Below are 25,912 nucleotides of genomic sequence, written 5' to 3' on the forward strand. Positions count from 1 at the left end.
AAACTGTCGCTATGCGTGTACTTGAGATGTTGCATCGTGCTGGGTGTGTGGACGATGTGTGCATTCCTCACGCTCTTTTTGAATGTATACCGTAGGTGTTCGATACGGTGGCTTCCGATCCTGGGTGCTGCAGGTGGATGATGTGTTAGGTGCGTGTGTGATGAGTGGTTTTCGTGTTTTATCCGGTTGATGCATACGTGTCGGTACAGGCGATGTGATGGTTTTGCCCGTATGATCGGAGCTTGTCTTTACTTTTGATCCATGATGCCCGTGACAGAGTCTATTTTCGCTTTCGTTTTTCCAGGTCAGGGTTCTCAGTCTCTTGGCATGCTTTCCGAGTTTGCTGTGCTCTATCCGGAGATTCTCGATACTTTCGCTGAGGCATCTGAGGGAGCTGGTGTGGATCTTTGGACGTTGTCGCAACGTGGGCCTGAGGAGATGTTGAACCGTACTGAGTACACTCAGCCAGCGTTGTTGGCCGCCAGTGTGGCGCTATGGCGGCTTTGGCAGGCTCGCGGTGGCCGTGCACCGGATCTGTTTGCTGGTCACAGTTTGGGGGAGTACAGCGCTTTGGTAGCGGCTGGTGCATTGTCATTGAAGGATGGTGCTTATTTGGTAAGGTTGCGCGGTCAGTTAATGCAGGATGCGGTTGCTGTGGGTGTCGGTGCGATGGCCGCGGTCCTGGGTGCTGAGGATGCTTTGGTGGCTGAGGTTTGTGCGCAGGTTGCGGGAAGCGAGATTGTCGTCCCAGCCAATTTTAATTCGCCGGTGCAGGTGGTGATTGGTGGTCATGCCACGGCGGTTGATCGTGCGCTGGTGTTGTTGGCAGAACGTGGTGTGTCTAAAACAGTCAAGTTGGCAGTGAGTGTGCCGTCGCATACGCCACTAATGCGTGATGCTGCGCATCGTCTCGCTGAGGCGATGCTTGGGTTGGTTTGGAAGGTGCCGCAGATTCCGGTAGTGCAGAATGTTGATGGCAGAGTGCATGACGGTGTTGAAGCGATCCGTGAGGCTCTGGTCAAGCAGCTTTATCTGCCAGTTCAGTGGACGGATTGTGTGAGAGAGTTGGCTACGTGTGGTGTGGTACATATCGCTGAATGTGGTCCTGGTAAGGTGCTTATGGGACTCATTAGGCGTATCGATAAAACATTGGATGTGCGTTCGTTGGCGACTCCAACGGGGTTCTCTGATGTCTTGGACGAGTGGGTTTTTTGAATTGTTTTCTAATGAAAATGGTTGGTGTAGTTTCAGTTTCAGGGCTTGCTCTTAAGTTCTTTGTTGCCGTTATGCGGTGTTATCCACTCATTTGAGGAACTGAAACAATGAACAAACCCTTACAGGGTGAGGTTGCGTTAGTGACTGGTGCTAGCCGTGGCATCGGCGCTGCAGTGGCTGATCTTTTGGCTGATCATGGGGCTACCGTGATTGGTACGGCAACGTCTGCTTCTGGTGCGCAGTTAATTGGTGATCGTTTGGCCTTGCTGGGTGGTCATGGTCGCGCTCTGGATGTGACCGATACTGCTGCAGTTGGTGCATTGGTAGAGGAGATTGCTGAACAATTCGGTTCGGTTTCGATTCTGGTTAATAATGCTGGTATCACACGAGACAATCTGTTGATGCGGATGAAGGATGAGGATTGGGAGTCCATTGTTGACACTAATCTGAGCAGTATTTTTCGTACCAGCAGGGCGGTGGTTCGCAACATGATGAAGGCGCGCAAGGGCCGTATCATCAACATTGCTTCGGTTGTTGGCGTGACTGGTAATGCCGGTCAGGCAAACTATGCTGCGGCCAAAGCTGGTGTGATTGGGTTTACCAAGTCACTGGCTAAGGAAGTTGGCCCACGTGGGATCACTGTCAATGTGGTCGCTCCGGGGTTTATCGATACCGACATGACTCGTGTGCTGTCTGAGGGTGTACGCAATGATATCCTTAACCACGTCCCGCTTGGTCATTTAGGTGATCCGGTGGATATTGCGAACGCGGTCGCTTTTCTGGCTGCCCCAGCAGCACGCTACATTACTGGTGAGACATTACATGTCAACGGTGGTATGTATATGCCGTGACTCGGTGCGTATCCGGGTTGTGTCTACTATTTTATTTTTATTGATTGGATTGTGATTATGCAGCGGTGCATGGTTTCGCTGCTTCCATTACACTATCCAACATGGCCCATCGTGGTTTGATGGCTTTATGAAACGTCTTAATTTATAGATTTTTGCGGAGTGATAAGCCAATGAGTGACATCGAAGCGCGCGTCAGAAAAATTGTCGCCGAGAAACTCAATGTCGATGAAGAAAAAGTAACTAATACCTCGACGTTCGTCGATGAACTGGGTGCGGATTCGTTGGATACCGTCGAGTTGGTGATGGCCCTGGAAGACGAGTTCCAATGTGAGATCGGTGACGAGGCTGCTGAGAAGATGACTTCGGTGCAACATGCTATCGACTACATTAAGAGTAATGCTAAGTGCTAATCCGCTGTTTCGGTGCTGACAACGCGTGCGTTGTGTCTGCGTCATCTGCATGGGGCCGCTGCTGCGGCCCTGTTTTTATTACAACGCTTGTAAATAAGTAAGAATGAAGTTTGTAATCGTTCCAAATAGTAAGAATCCTTGGTCAGGAGATCTGTAATGAATCGTCGGGTTGTCGTTACTGGGATGGGGATGGTGTCGCCGTTGGGCAATGATTTGACCACAAGTTGGGATGGCATCGTTCACGGACGTTCGGGTATCGCTCCCATCGTCCAGATTGATGCTTCTAAGTTCCCCACTCAGATTGCTGGCGAAATCAAGGGATTCGATCCAACGAAGTTCGTATCCGCGAAGGATGCGAAGAAAATGGATTCGTTCATTTACTATGGTATAGGCGCAGCGTTTATGGCGCTGGATGATGCTGGTTTAGAGATCAATGAGATCAATGCTGAGCGTGTTGGTGCCTTGATTGGTTCTGGTATTGGTGGCGTGTTTGGCATTGAAGAGCAGACCATCAAGCTCTATGAGGGGGGCGCACGCAAGATATCTCCTTTCTATGTGCCAGCGACGATCATCAACATGCTGCCAGGACAGTTGAGTGTTTTGAAAGGCTTGAAAGGCCCGACGTTCTCTGCGGTATCTGCCTGCGCGACTTCAAACCACTCCATTGGTATGGCAATGCGCATGATCCAGTATGGTGATGCTGATGTTATGTTGGCTGGTGGTTCTGAGCGCGCTTCTTCGCCAACTGCGATTGGTGGCTTTTGTGCGATGAGGGCGATGTCTACGCGTAACGATGATCCAACCGGCGCTTCGCGGCCGTGGGACAAGGGGCGCGATGGCTTTGTGCTTGGTGATGGTGCCGGCATTCTAGTGCTGGAAGAGTATGAGTATGCTAAAGCGCGAGGCGCACGCATCTATGCTGAATTGGCTGGTTTCGGCGCCACTTCCGATGCCTTCCACATGACGATGCCGGTCGAGGATGGTGAAGGTGCAGCGCGTTGTATGCGTATAGCGTTGCAGGATGCGAAGGTCACTCCGGAGCAAATTGATTATCTCAATGCACACGGTACCTCAACTCCTTTGGGCGATCTGTGCGAAACCAACGCGATCAAAACGGTATTAGGAGATCATGCCTACAAAGTGATGGTTAGCTCGACCAAATCAATGACCGGACATCTACTCGGTGCGGCCGGTGGTGTGGAAGCAATTTTCTCAGTGATGGCGTTGCATACTGGCATCGTTCCGCCGACGATTAATCTCGAAGAACCAGACGAAGGCTGTGATCTTGATTACGTGCCGCATGTGGCGCGTGAGGCCAAACTGGATGTGGTGGTTTCAAACGGTTTTGGTTTTGGTGGTACTAACGGCACATTAGTGTTCAAGCGTATATGATGGTTTCCTGTTTGCCTTGACACGTTTGAGAGGGGCGCATGGTTGAGCGATGCGCCCTTTATACTGTGTAAAAATGTGTTTTATCCATCGCTGTTTTGGTGACGTTGCAGCGGCGCTTTTCCGATGGCATGGCGCCTCGCTATGTTTCTATGTAGGCGGAGAGACTCAACGTGCCTTCCCTATGCTTCGCAGCTGATCTGAATCCAGTCTAGACTAATGACACTCATTCGATTTCTGCGTACGGATCCGGATTTATTGTCCATGCACCGGTTGGCACCGGAGCGTTATCCGGCGCTTTTTGAATCTACTGCTTCTGGTACTCAGCAGAGTCGTTGGGATGTGTTGTTGCATACAGATGGTCGTTTCTTCCGTTTGGATTCCGATGGTGTAACACGCGATGCTCAGGGCAGGGCGCTGTCCGGAGACTTTTTGCAGGTATTGGATGCAGTGTGGAGCACTGAGTACGTGCTGCGTGATACGTGTGAGGATGCTCCTCCATTCCGTGGCGGTTGGGCTTTACTTCTTGACTATGAACTGGCTGCGCAGGTTGAGCCAGTGTTGAAATTGCCAGTGCGTACTGATGGTTTGCCTATGGCGTTAGCGTTGCGTTGTCCGGCAGCGGTATTACGTGACCGCCACAGTGGTGTTTTTTTGATTGTCGCTGAGCTGGGAAATGAGCATTTACTGGACGTGATTGAGGCGGATTTAGCTGCTGTTGCCTTGTTGCCGCCATTGCCGGTTTGGCGATCTCCAGTGGCCGTGACTGAGGATGAGCCGTCGCAGTTTATTGCCAATGCAGAGCGTGTGCTGGATTACCTTCGTGAGGGAGACGTGTTCCAGGCAAATATCTCACGCCTTTGGGAAGCTCGCTTTGCCACTGCACTTGATCCAGCAGCGTTGTACATGCGTTTGCGTTTAGCCAATCCTGCGCCTTTCTCGGGATTGTTTGTGGCTCATGGCCGAGCTGTGGTGAGCTCCTCACCAGAGCGGTTGATTTCGGTGCAAGGAGGGCGCATTCAGACGCGTCCGATTGCTGGTACCCGGCCACGTTTTGTCGGTGACGATGACGCAGCACGCATCCGCGAACTGGTGAATCATCCTAAGGAGCGTGCTGAACATGTGATGTTGATTGACTTAGAGCGTAACGATTTAGGGAGAGTGTGTTTGCCTGGGACCGTTGAGGTCGATGAGTTGATGACGGTGGAAAGCTATGCGCATGTCCATCATATCGTCAGTAATGTGCGTGGCTGGTTGCCTACGGGCAGGACCCCAGGGGAGATCATTCGCGCCGTGTTTCCGGGGGGGACAATCACTGGTTGTCCGAAGGTGCGTTGCATGCAGATCATTGCCCAGCTCGAGCAGGTGGCACGCGGTGCCTACACTGGTGCCTTTGGATGGCTCAATTGTGATGGTGATTTGGACCTGAACATTTTAATTCGCACCGCTGAGATTGACGGTGTGACTGTACGTTTCCGTAACGGTGCCGGCATCGTGATCAATTCACTGCCTGAGCGTGAGCTGGATGAGACCCGTGCCAAGGCCACTGGCGTACTGCGCGCCCTGCATGTCATCTGAACGTTAGTTTTCGGTGATGCTGATACCCGCGTTATGCTGTCTGGCCTTGAAGGCTTGACGAGGTGGACTTGGTGGGACGCAAACGCGGATGTCTAGTCGTGCTGGTGGCACCGATGATGTTGGTGTTGATCGTTTTACTGGGACTCATTGCACGGCCGGATTTAAAGCATTATGTGCCAGGCTGGAAGTATTACGAGCATTATCAGCATTTTGCGCATACCCCGCTCAGTGCGAGCGCGCCTAGTGTGGAGATTGCACGTGGTGATTCTCTGCATACGGTCTTGCTTAAATTACGTAAGGCTGGGGTTCAAAGCGGTAGTGACTTGGAGTGGCAACTATTGGCATATCAGGTAGGTGCTGCCGGTAATTTGAAGTTCGGCGATTACGCATTGGTGCCTGCGGTTTCTCCACATGATTTGCTACAGCGTATGCGTCATGGCAAGGGTGAGCATTACCGCTTCACTATCGTTGAGGGTTGGAACATTCGTCAGCTGCGTGCTGCGTTGCGCCAAGCTACCCCTTTGGTGCATCGTGCAGGCATGCTGGACGATGCGACATTAATGGCTCAATTGGGTTTCCCGGGTGAACATCCGGAAGGGCGTTTTTTGCCTGAGACCTATTTGTACCAACGTGGAGACAGCGACTTGGACGTTTTGCGTCGTGCCCATGGAGCGATGCAAAAGGCGCTTGCCGAGACGTGGGCGGCGCGTGATCCGGCACTGAAGTTGCATACTCCTGATGAGGCGCTGATTCTTGCTTCGATTGTGGAGAAAGAAAGTGCCTTGTCTACCGAGCGACCGAAGATTGCTGGAGTGTTTCTGCACCGCATTGCGCTAGGGATGCGATTACAGGCAGATTCGACGGTGATCTATGGGCTGGGCAGCATTTACGACGGTAATATCCGCAAGCGTGATTTAAAGACCCCCACCCCTTATAACACTTACGTCCACACCGGATTGACGCCGACTCCAATTTCAATGCCTGGCCAGGATGCATTGCGTGCTGTGACGCGTCCTGCATTGGGCGACGCGCTGTATTTTGTTGCCCTTGGCGATGGGAGTGGCGGACATACGTTTTCCTCATCACTGCAGCAGCATAACGCGGCGGTGGCGCGTTACTTGCAACGCCTTCGTGAACGCGAAAGCAAAACGAAGGAGCGGCAATGAATGGTGTTGATTGCCTAGGCAATTCATGGATGATATCGGCACTTACCCCTTGGCAGCAGCGTGCTTACGATCAGATGGTAGCGGCGTTGGATGCTGGCCACCTTGGGCATGGCTTATTACTGTGCGGTCCTGAAGGATTAGGGCAACGTGCGGTTGCGCTTGCTTTTGCTGATACTGTCCTTGGCAAGGGACTGACAGAAGTTGCACGCCAGCGTTGTGGTCAATTGATCACTGCCGGTACCCATCCTGATCTCCATTTGGTCTCGTTTATTCCGACGAAGACGGCAGACAAGCTGCGTACCGAAATCGTGATCGAACAGATACGTGACCTCTCTGAGAAGCTGGTGTTGACTCCGCAGTATGGTCAAGCTCAAGTGGTGATCATTGATCCTGCTGATGCGATCAACCCCGCTGCGTGTAATGCATTGCTGAAGACGCTTGAGGAGCCAGCCTCGGGGTGCTATCTCTGGTTGATCAGCCCACAGCCGGCACGACTGCCAGTGACCATTCGCAGTCGTTGCCAGCGTTTAGAATTTAAATTGCCGCCGCTGCACGAAGCGCTGGCCTGGTTAGTGGCACAGGGCATCACTGAGAAGGTTGCCGTTGAAGCACTTGATGCGGCACGTGGCCATCCTGGTTTGGCTATGCAGTGGTTGTGCGATGAGGGGATGGCATTGCGCCGCAGGGTTGCTGTTGAGTTGGAACAGCTTGCCAGCGGCCAAATGAGTGCAGTTAAGTTAGCGCAGCAGTGGACTGCTGACGGCAAGGCCGAACAGCGCCTGTATCATGCGGCTGATCTGGCCTTCATGCAGGCTACGTCTGTCTTGACCGATCCGTCACGTTTGCACAAGCTGGCGACTTGGTTCGACGCAGTCAACCGTACCCGTGATTTGCTCCGTACCACAGTACGTGCCGATCTGGCAGTCATTGAATTGTTGTTAGCTTGGCGCACCCGCTGGGAATGCTGAGCAGAATGTAAGGAGTATTGATGAGTACAACAAGTACGCGCCAGGGTATTCTGTCGCTCACCCTGAAAGACAGGGCGGCGCTCTATAGCGCCTATATGATGTATATGCAAAATGGAGCGATTTTCGTCCCTACGCCCAAACGTTATTTCCTTGGTAATGAAGTATTTTTGTTGCTGACCCTCCCTGATTCCAGCGAGCGCTTACCGGTTGCTGGCAAAGTGGTCTGGTGTACTCCCGTTGGAGCCCAAGGCAATCGTGTTGCGGGTATCGGTGTGCAACTGCCCGATGGTCCAGGAGGGGAAGTGGTGCGCAATCGCATTGAGACGTTGCTTGCCGGCATGTTCAACTCAGATAAGCCAACGCACACAATGTGATTGCTGTTGTGCTTGATGTGTTGCTTGGTTCATTTATAATCGGCGGCTTAGTGTCAAACGGGCGGTTAGCTCAGCGGTAGAGCATTGCCTTCACACGGCAAGGGTCGCAGGTTCGAACCCTGCATCGCCCACCAATAGAATCAATAGGTTGCGCAATCTGTGGTTTATTGACTGACACGCAACTAACACGCAAGCGCCTCATGTACGCATCAATAGCCCGAACAGCATCGGCCATATAGTCAGGCCGGTACTTGGCGTAAACATCCGTAGTCCCACCATAGGCACGGTGCCCCAGCATCCCTTGAATGTCTTGTGCGGCCACGCCCGCCGAACGTAGCTCGGTAGCCATCGTGTGCCGGATTACCTTTGGAACGGTTTCTTTTAGCTGTGTTGGCATCAAGATCTTCCGAATCGCAACGTGATCCCTATTTGGATTCAACCCGCAACACTGCTTTAGCATGACAGCATGCCAATGGTTCAATCCCCCTGTGGATGTAGCCGTGTGGCCAATGTCGCCGGGTTTATCCCTGGGGGGATATGCGGTAGGTGCCCCCAGTAGGGGATTGGCAGGCGTTGGCGTAACAGAGCCAGATTCTCTTCAATACGTGCCATGTGTGGGTCAATGGTGTTAGCGATCCAGCCGATACAGCGCAGCCCGTCAGCCATGATCGCCGCTGTACTCAGGCGCGCGTGATTCATACAGCCCAGACGCAGCCCGACGACCAGCACGACGGGTATCTCTAAAGCGCGTACCAAGGTGGCTTGATCAAAGGTGGCGTTTAGCGGTGTAGCCCAGCCACCCACTCCCTCGACCACCACCACATCCGCCTGTGCGCGTAACTGAGTGAATGAGGCACTCAACGGTTCTAGCGCCACAGTGACCCCAGCCTCGATTGCCGCGATCTCGGGTGCCACTGCGGCGGGAAGTGCGTACGGATTAATCAGATCGTAGGCAGGCGTTGGATCGCTGGCTGCTTGCAGTGCTAGAGCATCTTCGTTCCGCCACCCAGTATCGCTATACGTACAGCCGCTGGCGACGGGCTTCATACCTACCGCGCGTTGCCCGCGCCCGCGCAGCATATGCAGCAAAATACAACTGACAAAGGTTTTTCCGATACCAGTATCGGTGCCGGTGACATAGAAATCAGACAAGGACATGCACTGTGCCGAGTGAAATGGAAAAGCCTCCCAGCATATCCGCAGTTCCTGTTTATCCCTAGCCCCTGTCTGTAGCTTGCAGTAGGACGTTGCCCCCGCAACAGGGACTGTGTCACCGATACGATCTTTCATCCCAACCTTACAAACGTTCCAAGAGAACCATACCGACTCAGCGCTTCGGATCGAACTCCCGCCCGTAACCACTGCTGACAATGACTTGTTGCAGCGCGTGGGCCACTTTGATATTGCCTGCGATCAACTGGCAGCTCTCCGGCCCTTTATCATCCATGCGGGGCGCATCAGCACCCTTGAAGTCGCACACGTAACCCCCGGCTTCGCGGACTAACAACATTCCCGCAGCCACATCCCACACCTTTATTCCAGCCTCGAAGTAAGCATCTGCACGGCCACAAGCAACGTAGGCCAAGTCCAGAGCGGCCGAACCGCTACGGCGGATATCTTCGGCCTGCATCAGCAACGCATCCACGCATTTCAACTGCGCATGAGCACGGCTGCGTTCCCGTGGTGAGAAACCCGTGTTTAGCATCGTACCGTTCAAATCTTTACGGTTCGCCACGCGGATCTTGCGTTCATTGAGGACTGCACCAGCACCACGGCTGGCAGTGAACAGCTCGTTGCGCAGCGGATCGAAAATCACGGCATCTGTAGGTTCACCATTTTCGACCAACGCGATTGAAACGCAGTAATGCGGGAAACCACGCAAATAGTTACTGGTGCCGTCCAGTGGATCAATCACCCACATGATTCGATGATTGCCCTGCAGTCCCCCTTCCTCGCCGAGGATGCCGTAGTCCGGATAGGCCCGCTTGAGTTCCTTGACAATGACCTTTTCAGCCATCTCATCCACGTCGCTGGCATAGTCCATACGGCTTTTTTGGATGACATGCAGCGTTTCTAATTTATTGATGTGTCGCAATAGGACGTTGCCGGCGGAACGAGCGGCTTTGACCATGATGTTAACCGCGGGTTTCTGCATGCCTGGAGACTCTCGTCACGTGAGAAGAGTGGATGGTTGAGTAGGGGGAGGAACAATCCAGTGCGTCGCCCGTCGGGCAGTTTACCATGCAGCACTACACTTCTTTGGTCTCCCTCACCATGTTTGCATTCCCGCGTCTGCGTTTTGTCCTTGTTGGTACCCAGCATCCAGGCAACATCGGTGCGGCTGCCCGCGCCATGAAGACGATGGGGATATCGCGTTTGGTCCTGGTTGCGCCCGAATGCCAGCTCGATGAACATGCTTACCGGCGTTCGGCAGGCGCTGAAGATGTCCTGGAGGCCGCCTCCGTGCATACCGTTCTGGCCGATGCCGTGGCCGATTGCACCTTTGTGCTTGGATGCACCGCACGCACGCGCCGTGTTGCCTTTGAGGAACTACGTCCGGCAGCAGCGGCATCCCAGATCCTGACGAACATTAACGCAGCAGGTGAAGTCGCGTTGTTGTTTGGACGCGAACGCACCGGACTGACCAACGAAGAACTGCAGCTATGCCATGTTGCCGTGCATATTCCTGCTGATCCACTGTTTAGCTCATTGAACCTGGCCGCTGCCGTGCAGATCTTGGCCTATGAAATCCGTTTGGCATCTCTTGATGCACCCTCCGCGCCCCTCCATTCAACCTCAGGATTCCGCAAGACACCCGCCAGCCATGCCCAACTGGAAGGTTTATTCGGCCAATTCAAACAGACCTTGGATGAGATCGATTTTCACAAAGGGCGCGCCCCGGAATCGGCAATGCGCAAATTGCGTCGCCTCTTTGCCAAGGCCGAACTAACCCAGCAAGAAATAAGATTACTTCGGGGAGTACTCTCCGATGTCCAACGTATCGTCATGCTGAAACGTCAGCGCGACACCTGAACCATCGCATCGCGTCCCGGAGTTTTTCATCTGGTGAGCGTGATGCGCATGGATCACCACAGAGACCGTCACAGACAGCATGACCTTCGTTGAGCCGCGCCCCTCAAGCTCCCCGAGATGGCTACAGCGGACGTTTACTGCTGTCACCAGGGACCTCACGCACGAAGCGTGGCACCAGATAACCGGATAGCCGCGCAACTAACTCCGCGTGTAGCGTCCGTGCCCGCGCATCCTCCACCTCATAGTGGGCGGTCCCCGCGATGCGGTCGAGCTGATGCAGATAGTACGGCAGTACCCCAGCAGCGAAGCTGCGTTCACTTAATGCGGCCAGCGCATTGATATTGTCGTTGACCCCGCGCAGTAACACCGCTTGATTGAGCAACTGGGTTCCAACACCGCGCAGCGCCGCCAGAGCGGCATCGACACTGGCGTCGAACTCGTTAGCGTGATTGGCGTGAATTACAAACGCCACAGGCCAGGGAAGTGCGCTGAGCCACTCCAGCAGCGGTGTATCGATCCGCTCAGGGAGCACCACCGGCAATCGGCTGTGGATGCGCAGGCGTTTCAGATGGGGAGTGCCGCGCAGCGCGTCGGTTAATTCCACCAACTTAGCGGTAGACAACGACAGCGGATCGCCCCCCGACAAAATAACTTCCTCAATCGATGGATCAGCCCTGACGAACGCTGCCGCTTCCCGCCAGCGATCATGCGAAGCCGTGTCTTCAGCGTACGGAAAGTGCCGTCTGAAACAATACCGGCAATGCACCGCGCAACTTCCAGTAGCAATCAGCAGAATGCGCCCTTGATATTTCTGGATGATTCCCGTTGCCTGTTTGGCTGCACCATCGCCCACCGCATCCACACCGAAGCCAGCGATCTGATCTTGTTCCGCGTCCATTGGCAACACCTGACGTAACAGCGGATCATGCAGATCACCAACCCGCATCCGTGTCACGAACCCCCGCGGCACGCGCAGCGGGAACTGTGCCGCCGCCGCCTCACTCATCCCCACCGATGTCGGATCAAGCTTGAGTAATGCAAGTAGCTCGCGCGGATCGCGGATTGCCTCCCGCCATACCTGCTGCCAGCGTGGCGGCTGCAATGGACTGGCGGTGGATGGCTGTAAGGGAACAGGGGCTGCGGTTATCATGCTGCGTTGAGGAAAAACCCACCATGTTCGGTGGGCTGCCTCATTGTATCCGCTGCCCCCTCCTATCGCGGCGGTTTTTTTGTTTAATTGAGGAACTTCAGCATGGCCAGTTACGGCATGAACGATGTAAAAAACGGCATGAAAATTCTGGTCAATGCCGAACCCGCAGTCATTACGGACACTGAATATGTCAAGCCTGGTAAGGGCCAAGCCTTTACCCGCGTCAAATACCGTTTGATCAAATCTGGCCGGGTGCAGGAAGTCACCATGAAATCCACCGATACGCTTGAAGCAGCCGACGTGGTCGATACAGATATGCAGTATTTGTACAGCGATGGCGAATACTGGCACTTCATGCAACAAGAAACCTTTGAACAAGTTCAAGCCGACAAAAACGGAATGGGTGGCGCCGAAAAATGGCTTAAAGGTGAAGAACAGTGTGTGGTCACACTCTGGAACGGTGTGCCGATCGGAGTGCAGCCACCGAACTTCGTCGAACTGAAAATCACCGAAACCGATCCGGGCTTACGCGGTGACACCTCTGGCGGCGGCGGCAAGCCCGCTACCTTGGAAACCGGTGCTGTCGTGCGTGTCCCGTTATTTGTGAATCAAGATGAAGTCATCAAAGTGGATACCCGCTCTGGCGAGTACGTCTCACGTGTCAAATAACACGGTTTCTTCCACTGATTGCGTATGCAAGCCACTATTGAGAACCCGATGCCAGCCAACATAGCAACCACACTGGCTGGCCTTTGCTTTACAGACAGGGCCAGATCCTCCTACATCACCTTCTGGCCCCACTTGTCATGACCAATGAATCTCTCCCTGCTGAACCCTGCGATGTGCTGATCGAGGCTGGCTACGTTGTCCCCATCCAACCACATGGCATCGTGCTAGAACAACATGCCGTTGCGGTCCGTGAGAGTGTCATCGTTGGCCTACTTCCAATTGCCGAGGCCCGCCTGCGCTTTGCCCCCTCGCTCACGGTCAGCCGCCCTCAAGCCGCCTTATTACCCGGATTGGTCAACGCCCATACCCACAACCCCATGACCCTACTACGTGGCATGGCCGATGACCTGCCACTCATGACATGGTTGCAACAACACATCTGGCCCGTGGAGACCGCCGTGATCGGCCCGGAATTTGTGGGCGACGGCACCGCACTGGCCATCGCCGAGATGCTGCGTGGTGGCACCACCTGCGCCAACGAGAACTATTTTTTCCCTGATGTCCAAGCCGCCGTTTACAAACAGCACGGTTTCCGCGCCCTGGTCGGTGCGATCATCATTGATTTTCCGACCGCCTGGGCCAACAGCGATGATGAGTACTTTGCCCGTGCCATTGAATTGCACGACCAATGGCGCGGCGATCCCTTAATCGGTACCGCCTTTGCGCCACATGCCCCCTATACAGTGAGCGATGCGAACTTCGAGCGCATCCGCGTCCTTGCCGATCAACTGGATGTTTTGGTGCATCTGCATACCCACGAAACCGCCCAGGAAATTGCTGACTCCATCAAACACCATGGCCAGCGTCCGTTGGCGCGATTGGACCGGCTTGATTTGGTCAATGACCGCCTGATTGCGGTACATATGACGCAATTAACAGAAGCCGAGATCCAATTGTGCGCCACACGTGGAGTTAGCGTAGTGCATTGCCCAGAATCCAACCTCAAACTGGCTTCCGGTTTTTGCCCCGCTTTCGCACTGCACCGCGCTGGTGTGAACCTCGCCATCGGTACCGATGGCTGTGCAAGCAACAACGACCTAGACATGTTTAGTGAACATCGCATCGCAGCCATGCTGGCGAAAGCTGTGGCCAACGACCCTACCGCCTTGGACGCAGCGACCACCTTGCGTGCGGCGACCCTGGGCGGTGCCCGCGCACTCGGTTTCGGCCATCTGATCGGTTCCATTGAAATCGGCAAGCAAGCCGACCTGATCTGCGTGGACTTGAGCGCGCTCGAAACACAACCCTTGTACCACGTACTCTCGCAACTGGTTTACGCTGCAGGGCGTCAGCACGTCACGGATGTGTGGATTGCCGGCCAGCCAAAATTGATCCAGCGTGAGCTCATCGGCATTGATACCGCAGCACTGCTGACTAAAGCGCGTCAGTGGCGCGAGCGCATCCGCGCCATCCGTATTTGAATCCTGCGCACCGCTTCAAGGAGATTCGCCATGCCCTCCTCATATGACCGTGTTTCCAAGAATTACCGCCAAAGTGAACTGGATAAATTCGCATCCTTCACCAGTGGTTGGTGGGATCCACACGGCCCCCAGAAACCCTTACATGCCTTGAATCCGGTCCGTTTGGATTACATCAGCAAGCGTGTGTCCCTGTCTGGTGCCCGTGTCCTTGATGTCGGTTGCGGTGGCGGACTGTTGAGTGAAGCCCTGGCGCGCCAAGGCGCACACGTCACCGCCATTGACCTGGTTCCAGAACTGATTAAGGTCGCCCGTCTGCATGGTTTGGAATCGGGGATCCAGGTCGACTACCGCATCCAGGCCATTGAAGACCTGCTTGCTGAACAACCGGCCCCGTTTGATGCCATCGCCTGCATGGAAATGCTTGAGCATGTCCCTGATCCTGCGGCGATTGTGGACGCCTGCGCCCACCTCTTAAAACCCGGAGGCAGATTGTTTGTGTCCACAATCAACCGGACCCTGGCTGCATTCATGCTGGCCGTGGTGGGTGCTGAATATGTGGTGCGTCTCTTGCCTAAAGGCACCCACCAGTACAAAGACTTCATCAGACCAGCTGAACTGGCCGCTTGGTTGCGTCACGCAGGACTGCATTTGGAAGATGTCAGCGGCATGCGGTACGAGCCGTGGCGCAATCGTGCCCGGCTTACCGCTCGCACTGACATCAACTATCTTGCTTGCGCCATCTCCCCTGAGGCTTCGCATGCCACTGAATGAAGTGTCCGGCAACGCCTTCCCCCGTACCGTGTTGTTTGATTTGGATGGCACATTGCTTGATAGCGCCCCCGACATGCTTGCCACTGCCAACGCCATGTTGGCTGCACGTGGTCGTGCCCCAATCACCTTGATGCAACTACGTCCGGTGATTTCCAGAGGCACATTTAGGATTATTGCTGTGGCTTTCCCGGAACTGGATGCCGCAGCCATCCAGGGACTGATACCGGAGTTTCTCCAGCGTTATGAAGCACTGATTGGTAGCGTCTCCAAGCCATTCGATGGCGTTGAAATGATGCTTCATGCTCTGGAGTGCGCTGGGACGGTGTGGGGCATTGTTACCAACAAACCGGAGTTTTTAGCGCGGCTGATCTTACCGTTGCTGGGATGGACATCCCGTTGCGCCGTGCTGATCGGCGGAGATACCCTCGCCGAGCGTAAACCGCATCCCCTACCACTGTTGACGGCCGCTGAGCGTATTGGCGTCATGCCTACAGACTGTGTCTACGTGGGGGACGATGTCAGAGACATCCAGGCGGCACGTGCGGCGGGTATGCCCTCAATGGTTGCACTGTGGGGATATCGCTCCCATGAAGACAACCCCATGACCTGGCAGGCCGATACCCTGGTTGAACAACCCCACCTGTTGAGTCGGCCCGATGTTTGGCCCAGCACCTGAACATCGCCTTGTTGTATTGATCGTGTACTGACGGTGACTGGCTCCGTTGCTCTGGATAGCTTCCTGGACAAGTGGCTGGCCCGCTGGCCGCAATGGTCAGTGGCCGAAGTGTTTATCCCTGAGCTGCAGCGGCCTCTGGCGATGGCATGGTTCACCCTGCTTCAAGAATTTGAAGATGTCATGAATGTCGCAGGCGACCCACTGCCAGCCGATGCCAAGCTTGCCTGGTGGCAGCAAGAACTGATGGACTGGACAGCGCAGCGCTCGCGGCATCCCCTCGGACGGTTGTTAGAGCCTGTCTCTGCACCCTGGGCCGTCTTAGCCGATGCCTTGCCCGCATTGCAGGCGGCACGCCGACGCCCTGATTCCTTTGACCAGGCCTTGCTGCCATTGCAACCGCTGGTAGAAGCCATCGCCGCAGTAGAAACGGTGGCGTTTGCTCGTATTGAAGGGGCTGACAGACGCGCGCTTGCAGTGCAATGGTTGGATGCCCGTCACCGCGCGATGGGCGAGGCGGCGGCCCCTGCCGGAGTTAGTCTCCTGGCATGGCGTGCACAACTGCTTGCTGCTTGGCCGGTGAAGCCCACATTGGTACGCCCGCACAGGATCTGGTCGTGTCTGCTGCGGCTACGCTTGCAGCGTGAAGTGCTGGGGCAGCGCGGCGCCCCATCGCCATTACGGCAACTCTGGCAGTGCTGGCGTGCTGCCAGCGGTGGAGACTGAAAGGGGAGCGTAGCAATGCTCGTTCCTGACCTGTGCCCCACACGGCGGACGATACGGACGCAAGGGCTGCCGAATCCCGTATCAAGCCAGCTATTTTCTACTACCTACCTACCTACCTGCCTACCTGCCTACCTGCCTACCTGCCTACCTGCCTACCTGCCTACCTGCCTACCTGCCTGGATGGATGGATGGATGGATGGATGGATGGATGGATTCAGTTCCAAACCCGCGCAATGACCCCATCCGTTGCACTGGCAGCCCCCAGAATCACACTAACCGACCAGTCATCGGTGGCCATATTAAGCATCGGCGCCCTCCGATGTTGTTTGTCGCCAGTAACGCCCAACGTCAACAGGCCCCCTTCACCAGTGATGATCCGCTGCCGTTTTCTCCCCAGTGTTCGGCAATCGCTCAGCTTCAGTCCGGTGTACTAGTTTGCTGGAGGATATGCCTCGGGACACATCCACTATTGCCATCATTGCACTCCAGTCGATGTCCCCGACGTAGCACAGCCAGCAACCCCTGATGCTGGTCAGGCTATACCCCTGCGTCCTTGCCTAACAGCTCAGAGCACCGCCGGTTGCTGGTTAGCCCTTCTGGTCATGCTGATACAAACATCGCAATCGCAATCGCAATCGCAATGTGACGGTGAGTCTCTCCCTAGTGCTGGCCTAACGATGTTGGTCCTTTTTGCCTCCGGTGCGACTGCTTCCTTACCCTTTTTTTCAGAGTGTTTTTCTTATGAACCTTGACCGTTTCCTCCCCCTAGTGTTTGGACTGCACTGTTTTGCCGCAATGGGCGGCACTGCTGATGTCTTTCGAGTGTCACAGCTGTCCTCATCAGATCTTTCCGAGCCGGTATCGGTGAAAACGCTATGGGGCGAGGTGCAACGTCCCAGCCTACCTACCCACGTGTGTACGGTATTGCCTGCGCGCCTGACTCCTAAACATGGCTCCATTGACGCACTCGATGCCAATCCAAAGGTTTCCAAGCCTGATACCAAGCGTTTACAGGATGCCATTGATGATTGTCCCGCCGGTAGCGCGGTCAAACTAGTGATCGACAGTCATCGCAAATCCGGCTTTTTGAGTGGGCCGTTGCACTTGAAATCTGGGGTGACGTTGTGGATTGACGAGGGTGTTACGCTGTTTGCATCGCGCAACCCCAAGGATTACGACAAAGGCAATGGTACGTGCGGTACTGCAACGTCAACTCATGAGTTCAGTTGTATGCCTTTGATCTCCGCGATCAACACCACCGGTAGCGGTATCGTGGGTGGGGGTGTCATTGATGGGCGTGGCGGTAGCATTTTGACTGGCGGTAAGTATGCTCGGCAGCGTACCTGGTGGGACCTGGCCTATCAGAACAAGCGCCATGCACTGCATCAACAGGTACCACGGTTGATCCAAATCAGGGGCGGTAACGACTTCACGTTGTACCGTGTTGCCATCGAAAATGCACCTAACTTCCATGTGGTTGCTGATACGGTTAGCGGTGTCACCGCATGGGGCATCCGCATCCTGACCCCAAGCTTGGTCTATACCACGCCGGGGTACCACTGTCCGCCCGGTACCACGCCGGATGTTGTGACGCCGGCGACATGCTTTACCCCGGACACGGTCAAGAACACCGATGGCTTTGATCCTGGGCAATCAAACCACGTGCTGCTAGCGTACTCCTACATCAGCACTGGGGATGACCACGTTGCCATCAAAGCGCGGGGCAAGATGCCAAGCTACGCTCTGAGCTTCTTACACAACCACTTTGGCTATGGACATGGCATGTCCATCGGTAGCGACACCGAGTCAGGTGTACACGATATGGAAGTCAGTGATTTGAGTATCGACGGCTTTGACAGCCCTAACAGCAATGGTTTGCAGATGAAATCTGATGCCGATCATGGCGGAGTGGTCGACCATGTCACCTACTCCAAAATATGCATGCGTCGTCTGAAACGTCCGCTGGCGTTTGACACCTTCTACAAACCTTCCAACGGGAATTCTTATCCACTCTTCAAAAATATCGTGCTGCAAGATATTCATGTGCTTGAAAGTCCTGTCTTTGGTGCTGGTCAGCTGCTTTTCATGGGGATCCTGGGCAGTGGGAATAATCTGCCAATGACGCTGAGCATGGATAACGTCGTATTCGACGGTTTTTTGCCAACATTGATAGCGCCTCCCAGCAGTGTCGTATTCGCCAATCCGCAGGCAGTGCATTTTCACTTCGGTCCCGGTCCGGTCAGTTTCGCTCCTTTGATTACCCCCTCGGTTGCTTACGATGTGACTGTGAGTGGAAGTCCAGGTGTGGGCAACCCATACGATTGTTCGGCGGCATTTATCAATTTTTCCAGCGTATTTCCTGATTCGCCTATCTAATCAATGTGTGTCCAATCGCAGCTGTACAGCGGCCATGCGGATGTTGAAACAGCAGTGGCCGGACGTTGATCCAAGCAACACAGCTGCTGTCGGTCACAATGACGGCATTTCAAAAAATGCCGGATGTGTCGAATGAACGTGGAGGCGCTGGTCGGCGGCCTCCACGGCTGCGCGTTGCTATTGGATCACGCTGTTGTTGTATGAGCGCACTCCTCAAGGTGTGGATCAATGCATCGTTGCGCTTGCGGGGATGCGGGTTGCTTGGTGCTGATGAGCCTGTCTGTGTACATCTGCGCAGGCGTCTTACGGTTCCGGGGGGCTCACAGTTCGTCCAGAAATTCCTTCACTGGAGGGCCAAATCCTGCGATATCTACAAGGAATGCATCATGTCCCTGCGGTGAGTCAAGGCCCAGGAAGGTGGCGTGTGTACCGCCACGGCGTAGCCCTTCGGCAATTTGTTGTTGCTGTTGTATTGGAAAGAGGATGTCGGTATGGCTACCGATGGCGAGTGCGCGTTGGATTCGGATCCTGGCCAGTCCGGCAATAATGTCTCCATTGGCGTACTCGGCCACGTCGAACCAGTCCATGGAGCGGCTCAGGTACAGGTAGCAGTTTGGGTCGAAGGTGTGCACGAAGCGGTGCGCATGGCTTTCCAAGTAGTTTTCAATTTGGAATTCCAGTCCGAATGGTGTGTCGTTGGTTTGGTCCGAATCCAAGCGTACCCGGCCAAAACGCCCGTCCCATTCCAGCGCGGAGCGGTAGGTGATCACCCCGAGTTTGCGTGCGATGCGTAGCCCCGATTCCGGGTAGTGGGTGTCGTCGTAGTGTCCCTGCTTCCAATGGGGGTCCAGGCGGATCGCCTCGCGTTGTAGCGAGCGAATGGCGATGGAAAACGGTAATGCCTGCGCGCTGCCTGAGATGTTGATGTGGCTGCGGGCAATATCTGGATGTAACAGCAGGATGGCCAGTGCCGTCATGCCCCCCATTGAATTGCCGATCAGGCTGGCAAGTTGCTTGATGCCCAGTGCATGTACCACTTCAATTGCGGCATTGGCCCCGTCTTCGATTGACAGTGCTGGAAAGTCCAAACGATACATGGCCTGCGTGATGGGGTTGTACGATGCAGGGCCAGTCGATCCTTTGCAGCTACCAAGTGAGTTGACACAGATCACGAACCAACGGTCTGTGTCGATGGGTTTGCCTGGACCTAGCATTGACTCCCACCAGCCTGGCTCAGCATTGCTGTCATGGTGTGCGGCATGTGCATTGGGTGATAAGCCAGGCATGATCAGAATGGCATTGGTGGCGCCGGCATTGAGGCGGCCCCATGTTTCGTAAGCGATGCGGGCGTGGTGGAGTTGTCCGCCACGCTTCATCGCAAATGGAGAGGAGAGCGCATGGAATAGGCTGCCCGGAGGGATAAATTCGGTCATTTCAAAATTCTAGTGAGGTCTGTGCTTAGGATTGAGCGATCCGTGTTTGGCACGACGTGGGGGAACCTGGCAGATGTGGTTGTGGCGCGCGTCGCTGTTGTGGTCTCTGCCTTTTTCATGTGGTGTGCAGATAGTGCCTGATGTGTGATGCCCCAGAAGGGGGACGCAGTGTGAGTTAGGAGCATGTCCAGAGCGGGAATGGGCTACGGCAGGTCTTTGCATCTTCATGATGGGATGTGAGTGCAATTGGCTTGTTTTCTTGTCGATCAAAGCGTGCCAGAGCATAGGCCAGGTTTTTGCTGCGTGGTGATGTGTGATTGTTGTGTGCCAGGTGGGATGCTGCTGCTCCCTGTTGATGTGGCAGGATGGCTGGCGTGGTTTCAGGGGCGGTGCTGTTAGCAACGCGCAGATGCAGTGGTCGTTTCTCTAGGGGGCCGGTCACGGCGATTGGTGTAAGGCAATGTGTTGGTGTCCAAGCTGGGGAGTGTCCGGTTGCGGCCCAGTGTCGGTGCGGTTGGTGGAACGTGCGCCCAGTTATTGATGTGGGTGCGATTGATGTGGCTGTGCTGCTACGTGGGCATCGTGCTGTGCTAGGGCGATCTGTTCGCCTAGGCTGCGGGCGGTTGCGGTGTCGACGACGCTCAGCAGCGGTTCCCAGGTTGCTACTGCGGCGGCGGCATCGCCGGCTTGGCGGTATGCCATGCCGAGAAACCAGCGGGCGCGTTGGTGCCGGGGTTGCAAGATCAAGACGTGTTTGAGGAGGCCGATTGCTTCGGCGTCAAGGCGTTGGTTTGGTGCCATGTGCATCCGTATTTCTGCAGTAGCCATCAAAATATCGGGATTGTTTGGGGCGCGTCGCGCGGCTTCTGTAAAGGCCTTCTGTGCTTCGCCAAAACGCTGTTGTTGGCGCAGTGCGTGTCCCAGTAGCATCCAGCCTTCTATCCGTTCTGGATGCTGATGCAAGGTGTCACGCAGTTGTGCAATGGCTGCATCAAGGGTCTGCGGTGCGGCGATCTGGGCCGGTTGTAATGCCTGTGGGGTGCCGACCAAGGTATACAGTGCGGCGGCAGCAAGACTCAGCAGGAGTAATGACATTGCCAGGGTGCCGCGTGCTTGGGGCCACAGTGGTTTTAGCACCAGGCTTAATGTTGCCAGGGTGAATAATAGCGTCAGGAACCAAAACGTGGGTTTCACCTGGTGGTGCGGTTGTCTGAGGGCGGTGGGGGTGCGCGGTAGCGCCGGATCACCCCTGTAACCACGGTCACGCCGATGAGTAGTAAGAGCAGTGGACCGAACCACAGTGCCAGGGTGGTGTACTGCAATGGTGGGTGGTACAGCACGAAGAGGCCGTAGCGATCCACCATAAATTGTTTGATTTGTGCGTCGCTGTGACCTTGGTGCATCAGTGACAACACTTGATGCCGCAGGTCTTGGGCGATTGGGGCTTGAGAATCAGCCAGTGACTGGTTTGGGCATTGCACGCAGCGTAGTTCTGCGGTGAGGGTGTGAAAACGGGTTGCTTCGGCGGTATCGCGATAGTGGAGTGGTGTTGGATCGCTCCTTAGCTGTGCTTGGATGGCAAAGGGCAATGCCGCACATAGCAGAAGTGCACGTGCGTGTTTCATGGTGCCTGATGCAATGCGGGTGCGGCGGTGGGTGAGTGTTCGATATCGGCAAGGATCGGTAGTAGTTTGTGTTCGATCATCTGCTGATTCAGGGCGCCTTTGTGATGCCAGCGTACGATCCCACGTCCGTCAATCAAGAATGTTGTTGGTGCGGCGGTCACGCCCCAATCTATAGCGGTTTTGCCTTCTGGATCAGACACCACGGCCAAATACGGGTTGCCGAGTTGTTCGAGCCATTGCAAGGCATCTTCCCGCCGGTCTTTCCAGTTGTAGCCAATCACGCGTACCCGCTTGCTGAGTGCAAAGTGCGTCAGTACGGGCTGTTCGGTGGCGCAGGCGGCACACCAGCTGCCCCAGACATGCAACAGGTAGGGGGCACCGGCTAAGTCGGTGTTGCTGATTTGCAGTGACGGGTCATGCAGCAGTGGGAGTGAGAAGTTTGGCGCTGGTTTCCCGAGTAGTGCCGATTGGTCCGATGCGTTATCCCAGGAGCGCATTAATGTGAAGGTGAGCAGTGCGATCAGGATCAGCACTCCCATGACACCTGTAAGGAGTAGCGGGGTGGGAAAGCGGCGGGGTGAATCAGACATGCGATGACTCCGGGTGGTGGCGGAACCGGCGATCAGCAGCAGCGATCAGCCCGCCCAGGGCCATCAGTGCTGCGCCCAGCCAGATCCAGCGGACGAATGGTTTGTAGTGTGCCTGAATTGCCCATGACCCATTGCCGAGCGATTCTCCTAAGGCGACGTAAATATCACCGAGCGCTCCAGGATGGATGCCAACTTCGGTGGTGACTTGGCCGCCACTGACATAGCGGCGTTTTTCTGTCGTCAGGGTGCCCAGGGGATGCGTGTTGCGTAATAGGCTGAATTGGGCGCGATCAGCCACGTAGTTGGGGCCGTGGTGTTCGAGGATGGCATCAAAGTGTAGGGTGATGGGGCCGAGGGTGAGTGTCTGGCCAGGGGTGAGTGCAATTTCACGTTGTAGGCTGAGTGTTTCAACTAACAGCGCACCAGTGAGGAAGACGCCAATTCCGGCGTGTGCCAGGACCATGCCCAGGGTGCTGGGGGTGGGACGGGATTCGGTGGTGCGCCAGTGCCACCAGAGGAAGCGGAGGGTTCCTAGGAGTACCCATGCTGCCGCGGCCACGCTGAGCATGGTTTTCCAATGGTGTTGTGGTGTGGCGATGCCAGCCAGTGCGGCGACAACCAGGCTCAGTGCGGCCCAAGGGGCCAGCAATACGAGGGGTGTTGAGGGGTGTTCGCGTTGCCATCGGGTGAATGGACCCAATGGCAGTAAGACGATTAGTGGTGTCATCAGCAGGGTGAATAGGGGGCCGAAGTAGGGTGGGCCGACTGAAAGTTGACCCAGTGCCAGTGCATCGGCCAGCAGGGGATAGAGGGTGCCTAGCAGTACCATCGCACAGGCGCAGGTCAGCAATAGGTTGTTGAGCAGTAATAGGGTTTCGCGTGAGACGGGTGTAAAGCGTTGTTGCATGTCCATTGTGACGGGGGTGAGCTGCGGTGCACGCCGTGCATACAGCAGCAGTGCGCCGCCAATCAACGTGAAGATGAGCAGCAGAATAAACGTGCCGCGTACCGGATCAGCAGCAAAGGCATGGACTGAGGTCAGTACGCTTGAGCGAACGAGGAATGTGCCAAGCAGTGCTAGTGCAAAGGCGGTGATTGCGAGCAGGAGTGTCCATTGGGTGAAGCTGCCGCGTTTGTCGGTGATCGCTTGGGAATGAATCAGTGCGACACCGATGAGCCAAGGCATGAAGCTGGCGTTTTCCACTGGGTCCCAGAACCACCAGCCGCCCCAGCCGAGTTCGTAATAGGCCCACCAGCTGCCCAGGGCAATGCCCAAGGTCAGCAGTGCCCAGGCGATGTTGGTCCAAGGTCGGCTCCAGCGTAGCCAGGCTGGCTCTATCCGTCCTTCCAGCAGGACCGCGACGGCAAAGGCGAATGGTACCGCCAAACCGATGTAGCCGGCATATAACAGGGGGGGATGCAGAATCATTCCGGGATCTTGCAGCAACGGGTTGAGGTCGTTCCCTTCTGGGACGGCAGGCAGGAGACGTGCGAATGGGTTGGAGGTGAAGAGGATCAGTGCGAGGAAGCCGAGTGCAATCAGGCCCAGGACGCCAAGGATGCGTGCGCTCAGGGTGGCTGGGAGGGTGTGGGAACGTAAGGCGACGCTGGCGGTCCATCCTGCCAGGAGTAATACCCAGAGTAGGAGGGATCCTTCGTGGGCACCCCACACGGCGGTAGAGCGGTAGAGGGTGGGTAGCAGTGAATGAGAGTTTTCGGCGACGTACTGGACGGAGAAGTCGTTGCCGAGGAAGGCATAGGTGAGCAGTGCGAATGCGCTAGCGAGCAGGCTCAGTTGCACATAGGCGGCTGGGCGTGCAACGGCCATCCAAGCAGTGCGGCGGCGCTGGGCGCCAATCAGGGGAAGCAGTCCCTGCAGCAGTGCTGTCAGCAGGGCGAGGATCAGGAGGATCTGGCCAAACTCAGGCAGCATGTGGGTTGTATCGAGTGGGGATGCGGCGGGGGGGCTTCATGGGAGGAGCAGGGGTGCAGGGTGTGGTTCCAGGGGCTGGGGAGGCATCATCTGATACCGGTGTGGTGGTGCGGAACTGCTCAAGGTGTTGTTTCGGCGATGGGGGTATCTAGGTGGGTGTGTTGCGTAGGTGTGGGTTGCATTTTGTTGGCCAGTTGCCGCGGTGTATAGGTTTCGTTGTGCCGTGCCAAGATGTTTTCTGCAATGAAGGTGCCATGTTGCATCTGTCCGGTTGCGACGATTGCTTGGCCTTCGCGGAACAGGTCTGGGAGGATGCGGGCATAGCGTACTTGGAGGCGTGCGTTGCCATCGGTGACGATGAAGCGGGTGTTCAGGGTGCCGGAGGTGCGTTGGAATGATCCTTTTTCTACGATGCCGCCGAGTCTGAAATGTGTTTGCTGTGCCGTGTCGCCACGTAGTACTTCTGAGGGCATGTATAGGTATGTGAGGTTGTGTCGCAACGCCATGATAGTGAGGGTGGCTGCGGTTCCGACGGCCAGTATCAGCATCAGGACACTCCAAAGGCGGCGGCGTGCATTCATTGTGTCGGTGTGTTGTTGATGGCAGGTGTGTTGCGGCATTTGTGTAAATGCTGTGCAAGTCGCTGTGCAGTGTGGAGTTGGCGGCGTGCGGCGAGCCAGTCCCATAGGAGGATGAGGATGAATACGGCATACGCGCCGGTGACATAGGGGAGGTGGGTCATCGGGGTGACTCCAGGTGTGCGGTGACCCAGTGTTGGTTGGCGTTCCAGCGTAGGTTTTCGGCACGGGCGCGGCGTAGCAGTGAGCCAAGGAACCAGCATTGGGTGGCTGCCACCATCAGCCACACTGTGGTGATGCCGTACATGCTTGATGTGCCAAAGAGGCGCAGGGTTTGCCCTTGATGTAGGGAGTTCCACCAGAGGACGGAGTAACGGATGACGGGTAGCAGTGCGGTGCCGACGATGGCAAGGAGTCCGGCGGTGCGTGCTGCGGTGCGGCGGTCTTCGATAGTGTGGTAGAGGCCGATCACGCCCAAATAGAGGAATAGGAGGATTAGTTCGCTTGTCAGGCGGGGATCCCAGTCCCAGAAGGTACCCCAGGTGCTACGACCCCACAGGCTTCCGGTCAGTAAGGTGATGAGGGTGAAGGCGGCACCGCTGGGGGCGCATGCCATTGCGAGGATCTCGCACAATTTGATGCGCCATACCAAGGCGATTGCTGCGTACAGTGCCATCAGTCCGAATATGAACAGGCTCATCCATGCACTGGGGACATGGAGATAGACGATGCGTACGCTGTCGCCCATGTAGTGTTCTGGTGGCAAGACGATCAGGGCTTGCCACAGTGCGGGAATCATCAGGATCAGTGCGGTGCAATAGCATCGGGGTGCCCAGCGGGCGGCGAATTGGTCGAACGTCTGCGGTGAGCTGAGCCGATGCAGTGTATGGACAAAGGTGTTCATGCGGTGGTGGGTGCTTGGA

28 protein-coding genes and 1 tRNA gene are annotated in these 25,912 nt (G+C 55.6%); 17 read left to right on the plus strand and 12 right to left on the minus strand.

The window, feature by feature from the left end:
- Positions 1-270 precede the first annotated feature (270 nt).
- The 9 genes from fabD to F7G16_RS04575 all read left to right on the plus strand — a co-directional run bounded on the left by fabD (position 271) and on the right by F7G16_RS04575 (position 8,085).
- Positions 271-1,215, plus strand: a complete 945-nt coding sequence (gene fabD / locus F7G16_RS04535; RefSeq protein ID WP_014607396.1) for an ACP S-malonyltransferase — start codon at positions 271-273, stop codon at positions 1,213-1,215.
- Positions 1,216-1,322: 107 nt separating this feature from the next.
- Complete coding sequence (fabG, locus tag F7G16_RS04540) at positions 1,323-2,066, plus strand: 3-oxoacyl-ACP reductase FabG (RefSeq protein WP_004083473.1); 744 nt, start codon at positions 1,323-1,325, stop codon at positions 2,064-2,066.
- Positions 2,067-2,236: 170 nt separating this feature from the next.
- Positions 2,237-2,476: an acyl carrier protein gene (gene acpP, locus F7G16_RS04545; RefSeq protein ID WP_004083472.1), complete on the plus strand. Its 240-nt coding sequence runs from the start codon at positions 2,237-2,239 to the stop codon at positions 2,474-2,476.
- Positions 2,477-2,632: 156 nt separating this feature from the next.
- Complete coding sequence (fabF, locus tag F7G16_RS04550; RefSeq protein ID WP_027700286.1) at positions 2,633-3,868, plus strand: beta-ketoacyl-ACP synthase II; 1,236 nt, start codon at positions 2,633-2,635, stop codon at positions 3,866-3,868.
- A gap of 216 nt (positions 3,869-4,084) precedes the next feature.
- Positions 4,085-5,443 (plus strand): aminodeoxychorismate synthase component I, encoded by a 1,359-nt coding sequence (locus F7G16_RS04555; protein ID WP_038233144.1) that lies wholly within the window; start codon positions 4,085-4,087, stop codon positions 5,441-5,443.
- A 113-nt stretch (positions 5,444-5,556) separates the two neighbouring features.
- Positions 5,557-6,609, plus strand: coding sequence for an endolytic transglycosylase MltG (gene mltG, locus F7G16_RS04560; RefSeq protein WP_004088511.1), 1,053 nt, complete (start codon positions 5,557-5,559; stop codon positions 6,607-6,609).
- A 29-nt stretch (positions 6,610-6,638) separates the two neighbouring features.
- On the plus strand, positions 6,639-7,577 hold the full coding sequence (locus tag F7G16_RS04565) for a DNA polymerase III subunit delta' (RefSeq protein WP_038231774.1): 939 nt from the start codon (positions 6,639-6,641) through the stop codon (positions 7,575-7,577).
- 20 nt (positions 7,578-7,597) lie between these two features.
- Positions 7,598-7,951: a PilZ domain-containing protein gene (locus F7G16_RS04570; protein ID WP_004083467.1), complete on the plus strand. Its 354-nt coding sequence runs from the start codon at positions 7,598-7,600 to the stop codon at positions 7,949-7,951.
- A 59-nt stretch (positions 7,952-8,010) separates the two neighbouring features.
- Positions 8,011-8,085 (plus strand) — tRNA-Val (locus F7G16_RS04575).
- A 343-nt stretch (positions 8,086-8,428) separates the two neighbouring features.
- Here F7G16_RS04575 and bioD read toward each other — a convergent pair.
- Together bioD and F7G16_RS04590 are read right to left on the minus strand one after the other, a co-directional pair.
- Entirely contained in the window at positions 8,429-9,109 is a 681-nt protein-coding gene (gene bioD, locus F7G16_RS04585; protein ID WP_004088506.1) for a dethiobiotin synthase, read from the minus strand.
- 169 nt (positions 9,110-9,278) lie between these two features.
- Entirely contained in the window at positions 9,279-10,106 is an 828-nt protein-coding gene (locus tag F7G16_RS04590) for an inositol monophosphatase family protein (protein WP_004088505.1), read from the minus strand.
- A gap of 86 nt (positions 10,107-10,192) precedes the next feature.
- Between F7G16_RS04590 and F7G16_RS04595 the strand changes: the two genes are divergently transcribed.
- Complete coding sequence (locus F7G16_RS04595; protein WP_012382688.1) at positions 10,193-10,984, plus strand: RNA methyltransferase; 792 nt, start codon at positions 10,193-10,195, stop codon at positions 10,982-10,984.
- Positions 10,985-11,105: 121 nt separating this feature from the next.
- Here the strand turns inward: F7G16_RS04595 and epmB are convergent, their stop codons facing one another.
- On the minus strand, positions 11,106-12,134 hold the full coding sequence (epmB, locus tag F7G16_RS04600; RefSeq protein ID WP_004088503.1) for an EF-P beta-lysylation protein EpmB: 1,029 nt from the start codon (positions 12,132-12,134) through the stop codon (positions 11,106-11,108).
- Positions 12,135-12,236: 102 nt separating this feature from the next.
- Between epmB and efp the strand changes: the two genes are divergently transcribed.
- The 7 genes from efp to F7G16_RS04635 all read left to right on the plus strand — a co-directional run bounded on the left by efp (position 12,237) and on the right by F7G16_RS04635 (position 18,830).
- Positions 12,237-12,803: an elongation factor P gene (efp, locus tag F7G16_RS04605; protein WP_004086027.1), complete on the plus strand. Its 567-nt coding sequence runs from the start codon at positions 12,237-12,239 to the stop codon at positions 12,801-12,803.
- Between the two features lie 137 nt (positions 12,804-12,940).
- Positions 12,941-14,284 carry a TRZ/ATZ family hydrolase gene (locus F7G16_RS04610; RefSeq protein ID WP_004088502.1) on the plus strand — a complete coding sequence of 448 codons (1,344 nt, stop codon included), beginning with the start codon at positions 12,941-12,943 and terminating at the stop codon, positions 14,282-14,284.
- Positions 14,285-14,314: 30 nt separating this feature from the next.
- Entirely contained in the window at positions 14,315-15,055 is a 741-nt protein-coding gene (ubiG, locus tag F7G16_RS04615) for a bifunctional 2-polyprenyl-6-hydroxyphenol methylase/3-demethylubiquinol 3-O-methyltransferase UbiG (protein ID WP_004088501.1), read from the plus strand.
- Positions 15,042-15,731, plus strand: a complete 690-nt coding sequence (locus F7G16_RS04620) for a phosphoglycolate phosphatase (protein WP_004088499.1) — start codon at positions 15,042-15,044, stop codon at positions 15,729-15,731. The genes ubiG and F7G16_RS04620 overlap by 14 nt, the downstream gene beginning before the upstream one ends.
- 33 nt (positions 15,732-15,764) lie before the next feature.
- Positions 15,765-16,454: an isoprenoid biosynthesis enzyme family protein gene (locus tag F7G16_RS04625; RefSeq protein ID WP_011098130.1), complete on the plus strand. Its 690-nt coding sequence runs from the start codon at positions 15,765-15,767 to the stop codon at positions 16,452-16,454.
- Between the two features lie 32 nt (positions 16,455-16,486).
- On the plus strand, positions 16,487-16,888 hold the full coding sequence (locus F7G16_RS04630; RefSeq protein WP_167405110.1) for a hypothetical protein: 402 nt from the start codon (positions 16,487-16,489) through the stop codon (positions 16,886-16,888).
- Positions 16,889-17,195: 307 nt separating this feature from the next.
- Positions 17,196-18,830, plus strand: a complete 1,635-nt coding sequence (locus F7G16_RS04635) for a glycoside hydrolase family 28 protein (protein ID WP_004088495.1) — start codon at positions 17,196-17,198, stop codon at positions 18,828-18,830.
- 320 nt (positions 18,831-19,150) lie between these two features.
- On the opposite strand, the gene metX is transcribed toward F7G16_RS04635, so the two are convergent.
- The 9 genes from metX to ccmC form a co-directional block, all read right to left on the minus strand.
- Complete coding sequence (gene metX, locus F7G16_RS04640; protein ID WP_004088494.1) at positions 19,151-20,263, minus strand: homoserine O-acetyltransferase MetX; 1,113 nt, start codon at positions 20,261-20,263, stop codon at positions 19,151-19,153.
- A 175-nt stretch (positions 20,264-20,438) separates the two neighbouring features.
- On the minus strand, positions 20,439-20,705 hold the full coding sequence (locus F7G16_RS04645; protein ID WP_011098128.1) for a hypothetical protein: 267 nt from the start codon (positions 20,703-20,705) through the stop codon (positions 20,439-20,441).
- 92 nt (positions 20,706-20,797) lie between these two features.
- Positions 20,798-21,400, minus strand: coding sequence for a tetratricopeptide repeat protein (locus F7G16_RS04650; protein WP_228762612.1), 603 nt, complete (start codon positions 21,398-21,400; stop codon positions 20,798-20,800).
- A 53-nt stretch (positions 21,401-21,453) separates the two neighbouring features.
- The gene (locus tag F7G16_RS04655) at positions 21,454-21,888 is read right to left on the minus strand and encodes a cytochrome c-type biogenesis protein (protein ID WP_004088488.1); all 435 of its coding nucleotides are present in this window, start codon (positions 21,886-21,888) and stop codon (positions 21,454-21,456) included.
- Positions 21,885-22,478 carry a DsbE family thiol:disulfide interchange protein gene (locus tag F7G16_RS04660; RefSeq protein WP_004088487.1) on the minus strand — a complete coding sequence of 198 codons (594 nt, stop codon included), beginning with the start codon at positions 22,476-22,478 and terminating at the stop codon, positions 21,885-21,887. Before F7G16_RS04660 ends, F7G16_RS04655 begins: the two co-directional genes overlap by 4 nt.
- Positions 22,471-24,411: a heme lyase CcmF/NrfE family subunit gene (locus F7G16_RS04665; RefSeq protein WP_004088485.1), complete on the minus strand. Its 1,941-nt coding sequence runs from the start codon at positions 24,409-24,411 to the stop codon at positions 22,471-22,473. Before F7G16_RS04665 ends, F7G16_RS04660 begins: the two co-directional genes overlap by 8 nt.
- Before the next feature lie 119 nt (positions 24,412-24,530).
- Complete coding sequence (gene ccmE, locus F7G16_RS04670; RefSeq protein ID WP_011098126.1) at positions 24,531-24,992, minus strand: cytochrome c maturation protein CcmE; 462 nt, start codon at positions 24,990-24,992, stop codon at positions 24,531-24,533.
- The gene (locus tag F7G16_RS04675; RefSeq protein WP_012382686.1) at positions 24,989-25,153 is read right to left on the minus strand and encodes a heme exporter protein CcmD; all 165 of its coding nucleotides are present in this window, start codon (positions 25,151-25,153) and stop codon (positions 24,989-24,991) included. Before F7G16_RS04675 ends, ccmE begins: the two co-directional genes overlap by 4 nt.
- Positions 25,150-25,893 carry a heme ABC transporter permease CcmC gene (gene ccmC, locus F7G16_RS04680; RefSeq protein ID WP_004088479.1) on the minus strand — a complete coding sequence of 248 codons (744 nt, stop codon included), beginning with the start codon at positions 25,891-25,893 and terminating at the stop codon, positions 25,150-25,152. The genes F7G16_RS04675 and ccmC overlap by 4 nt, the downstream gene beginning before the upstream one ends.
- Between the last annotated feature and the right edge of the window lie 19 nt (positions 25,894-25,912).

Origin of the sequence: Xylella fastidiosa, assembly GCF_011801475.1 — a bacterium.
Lineage (GTDB): Bacteria > Pseudomonadota > Gammaproteobacteria > Xanthomonadales > Xanthomonadaceae > Xylella > Xylella fastidiosa.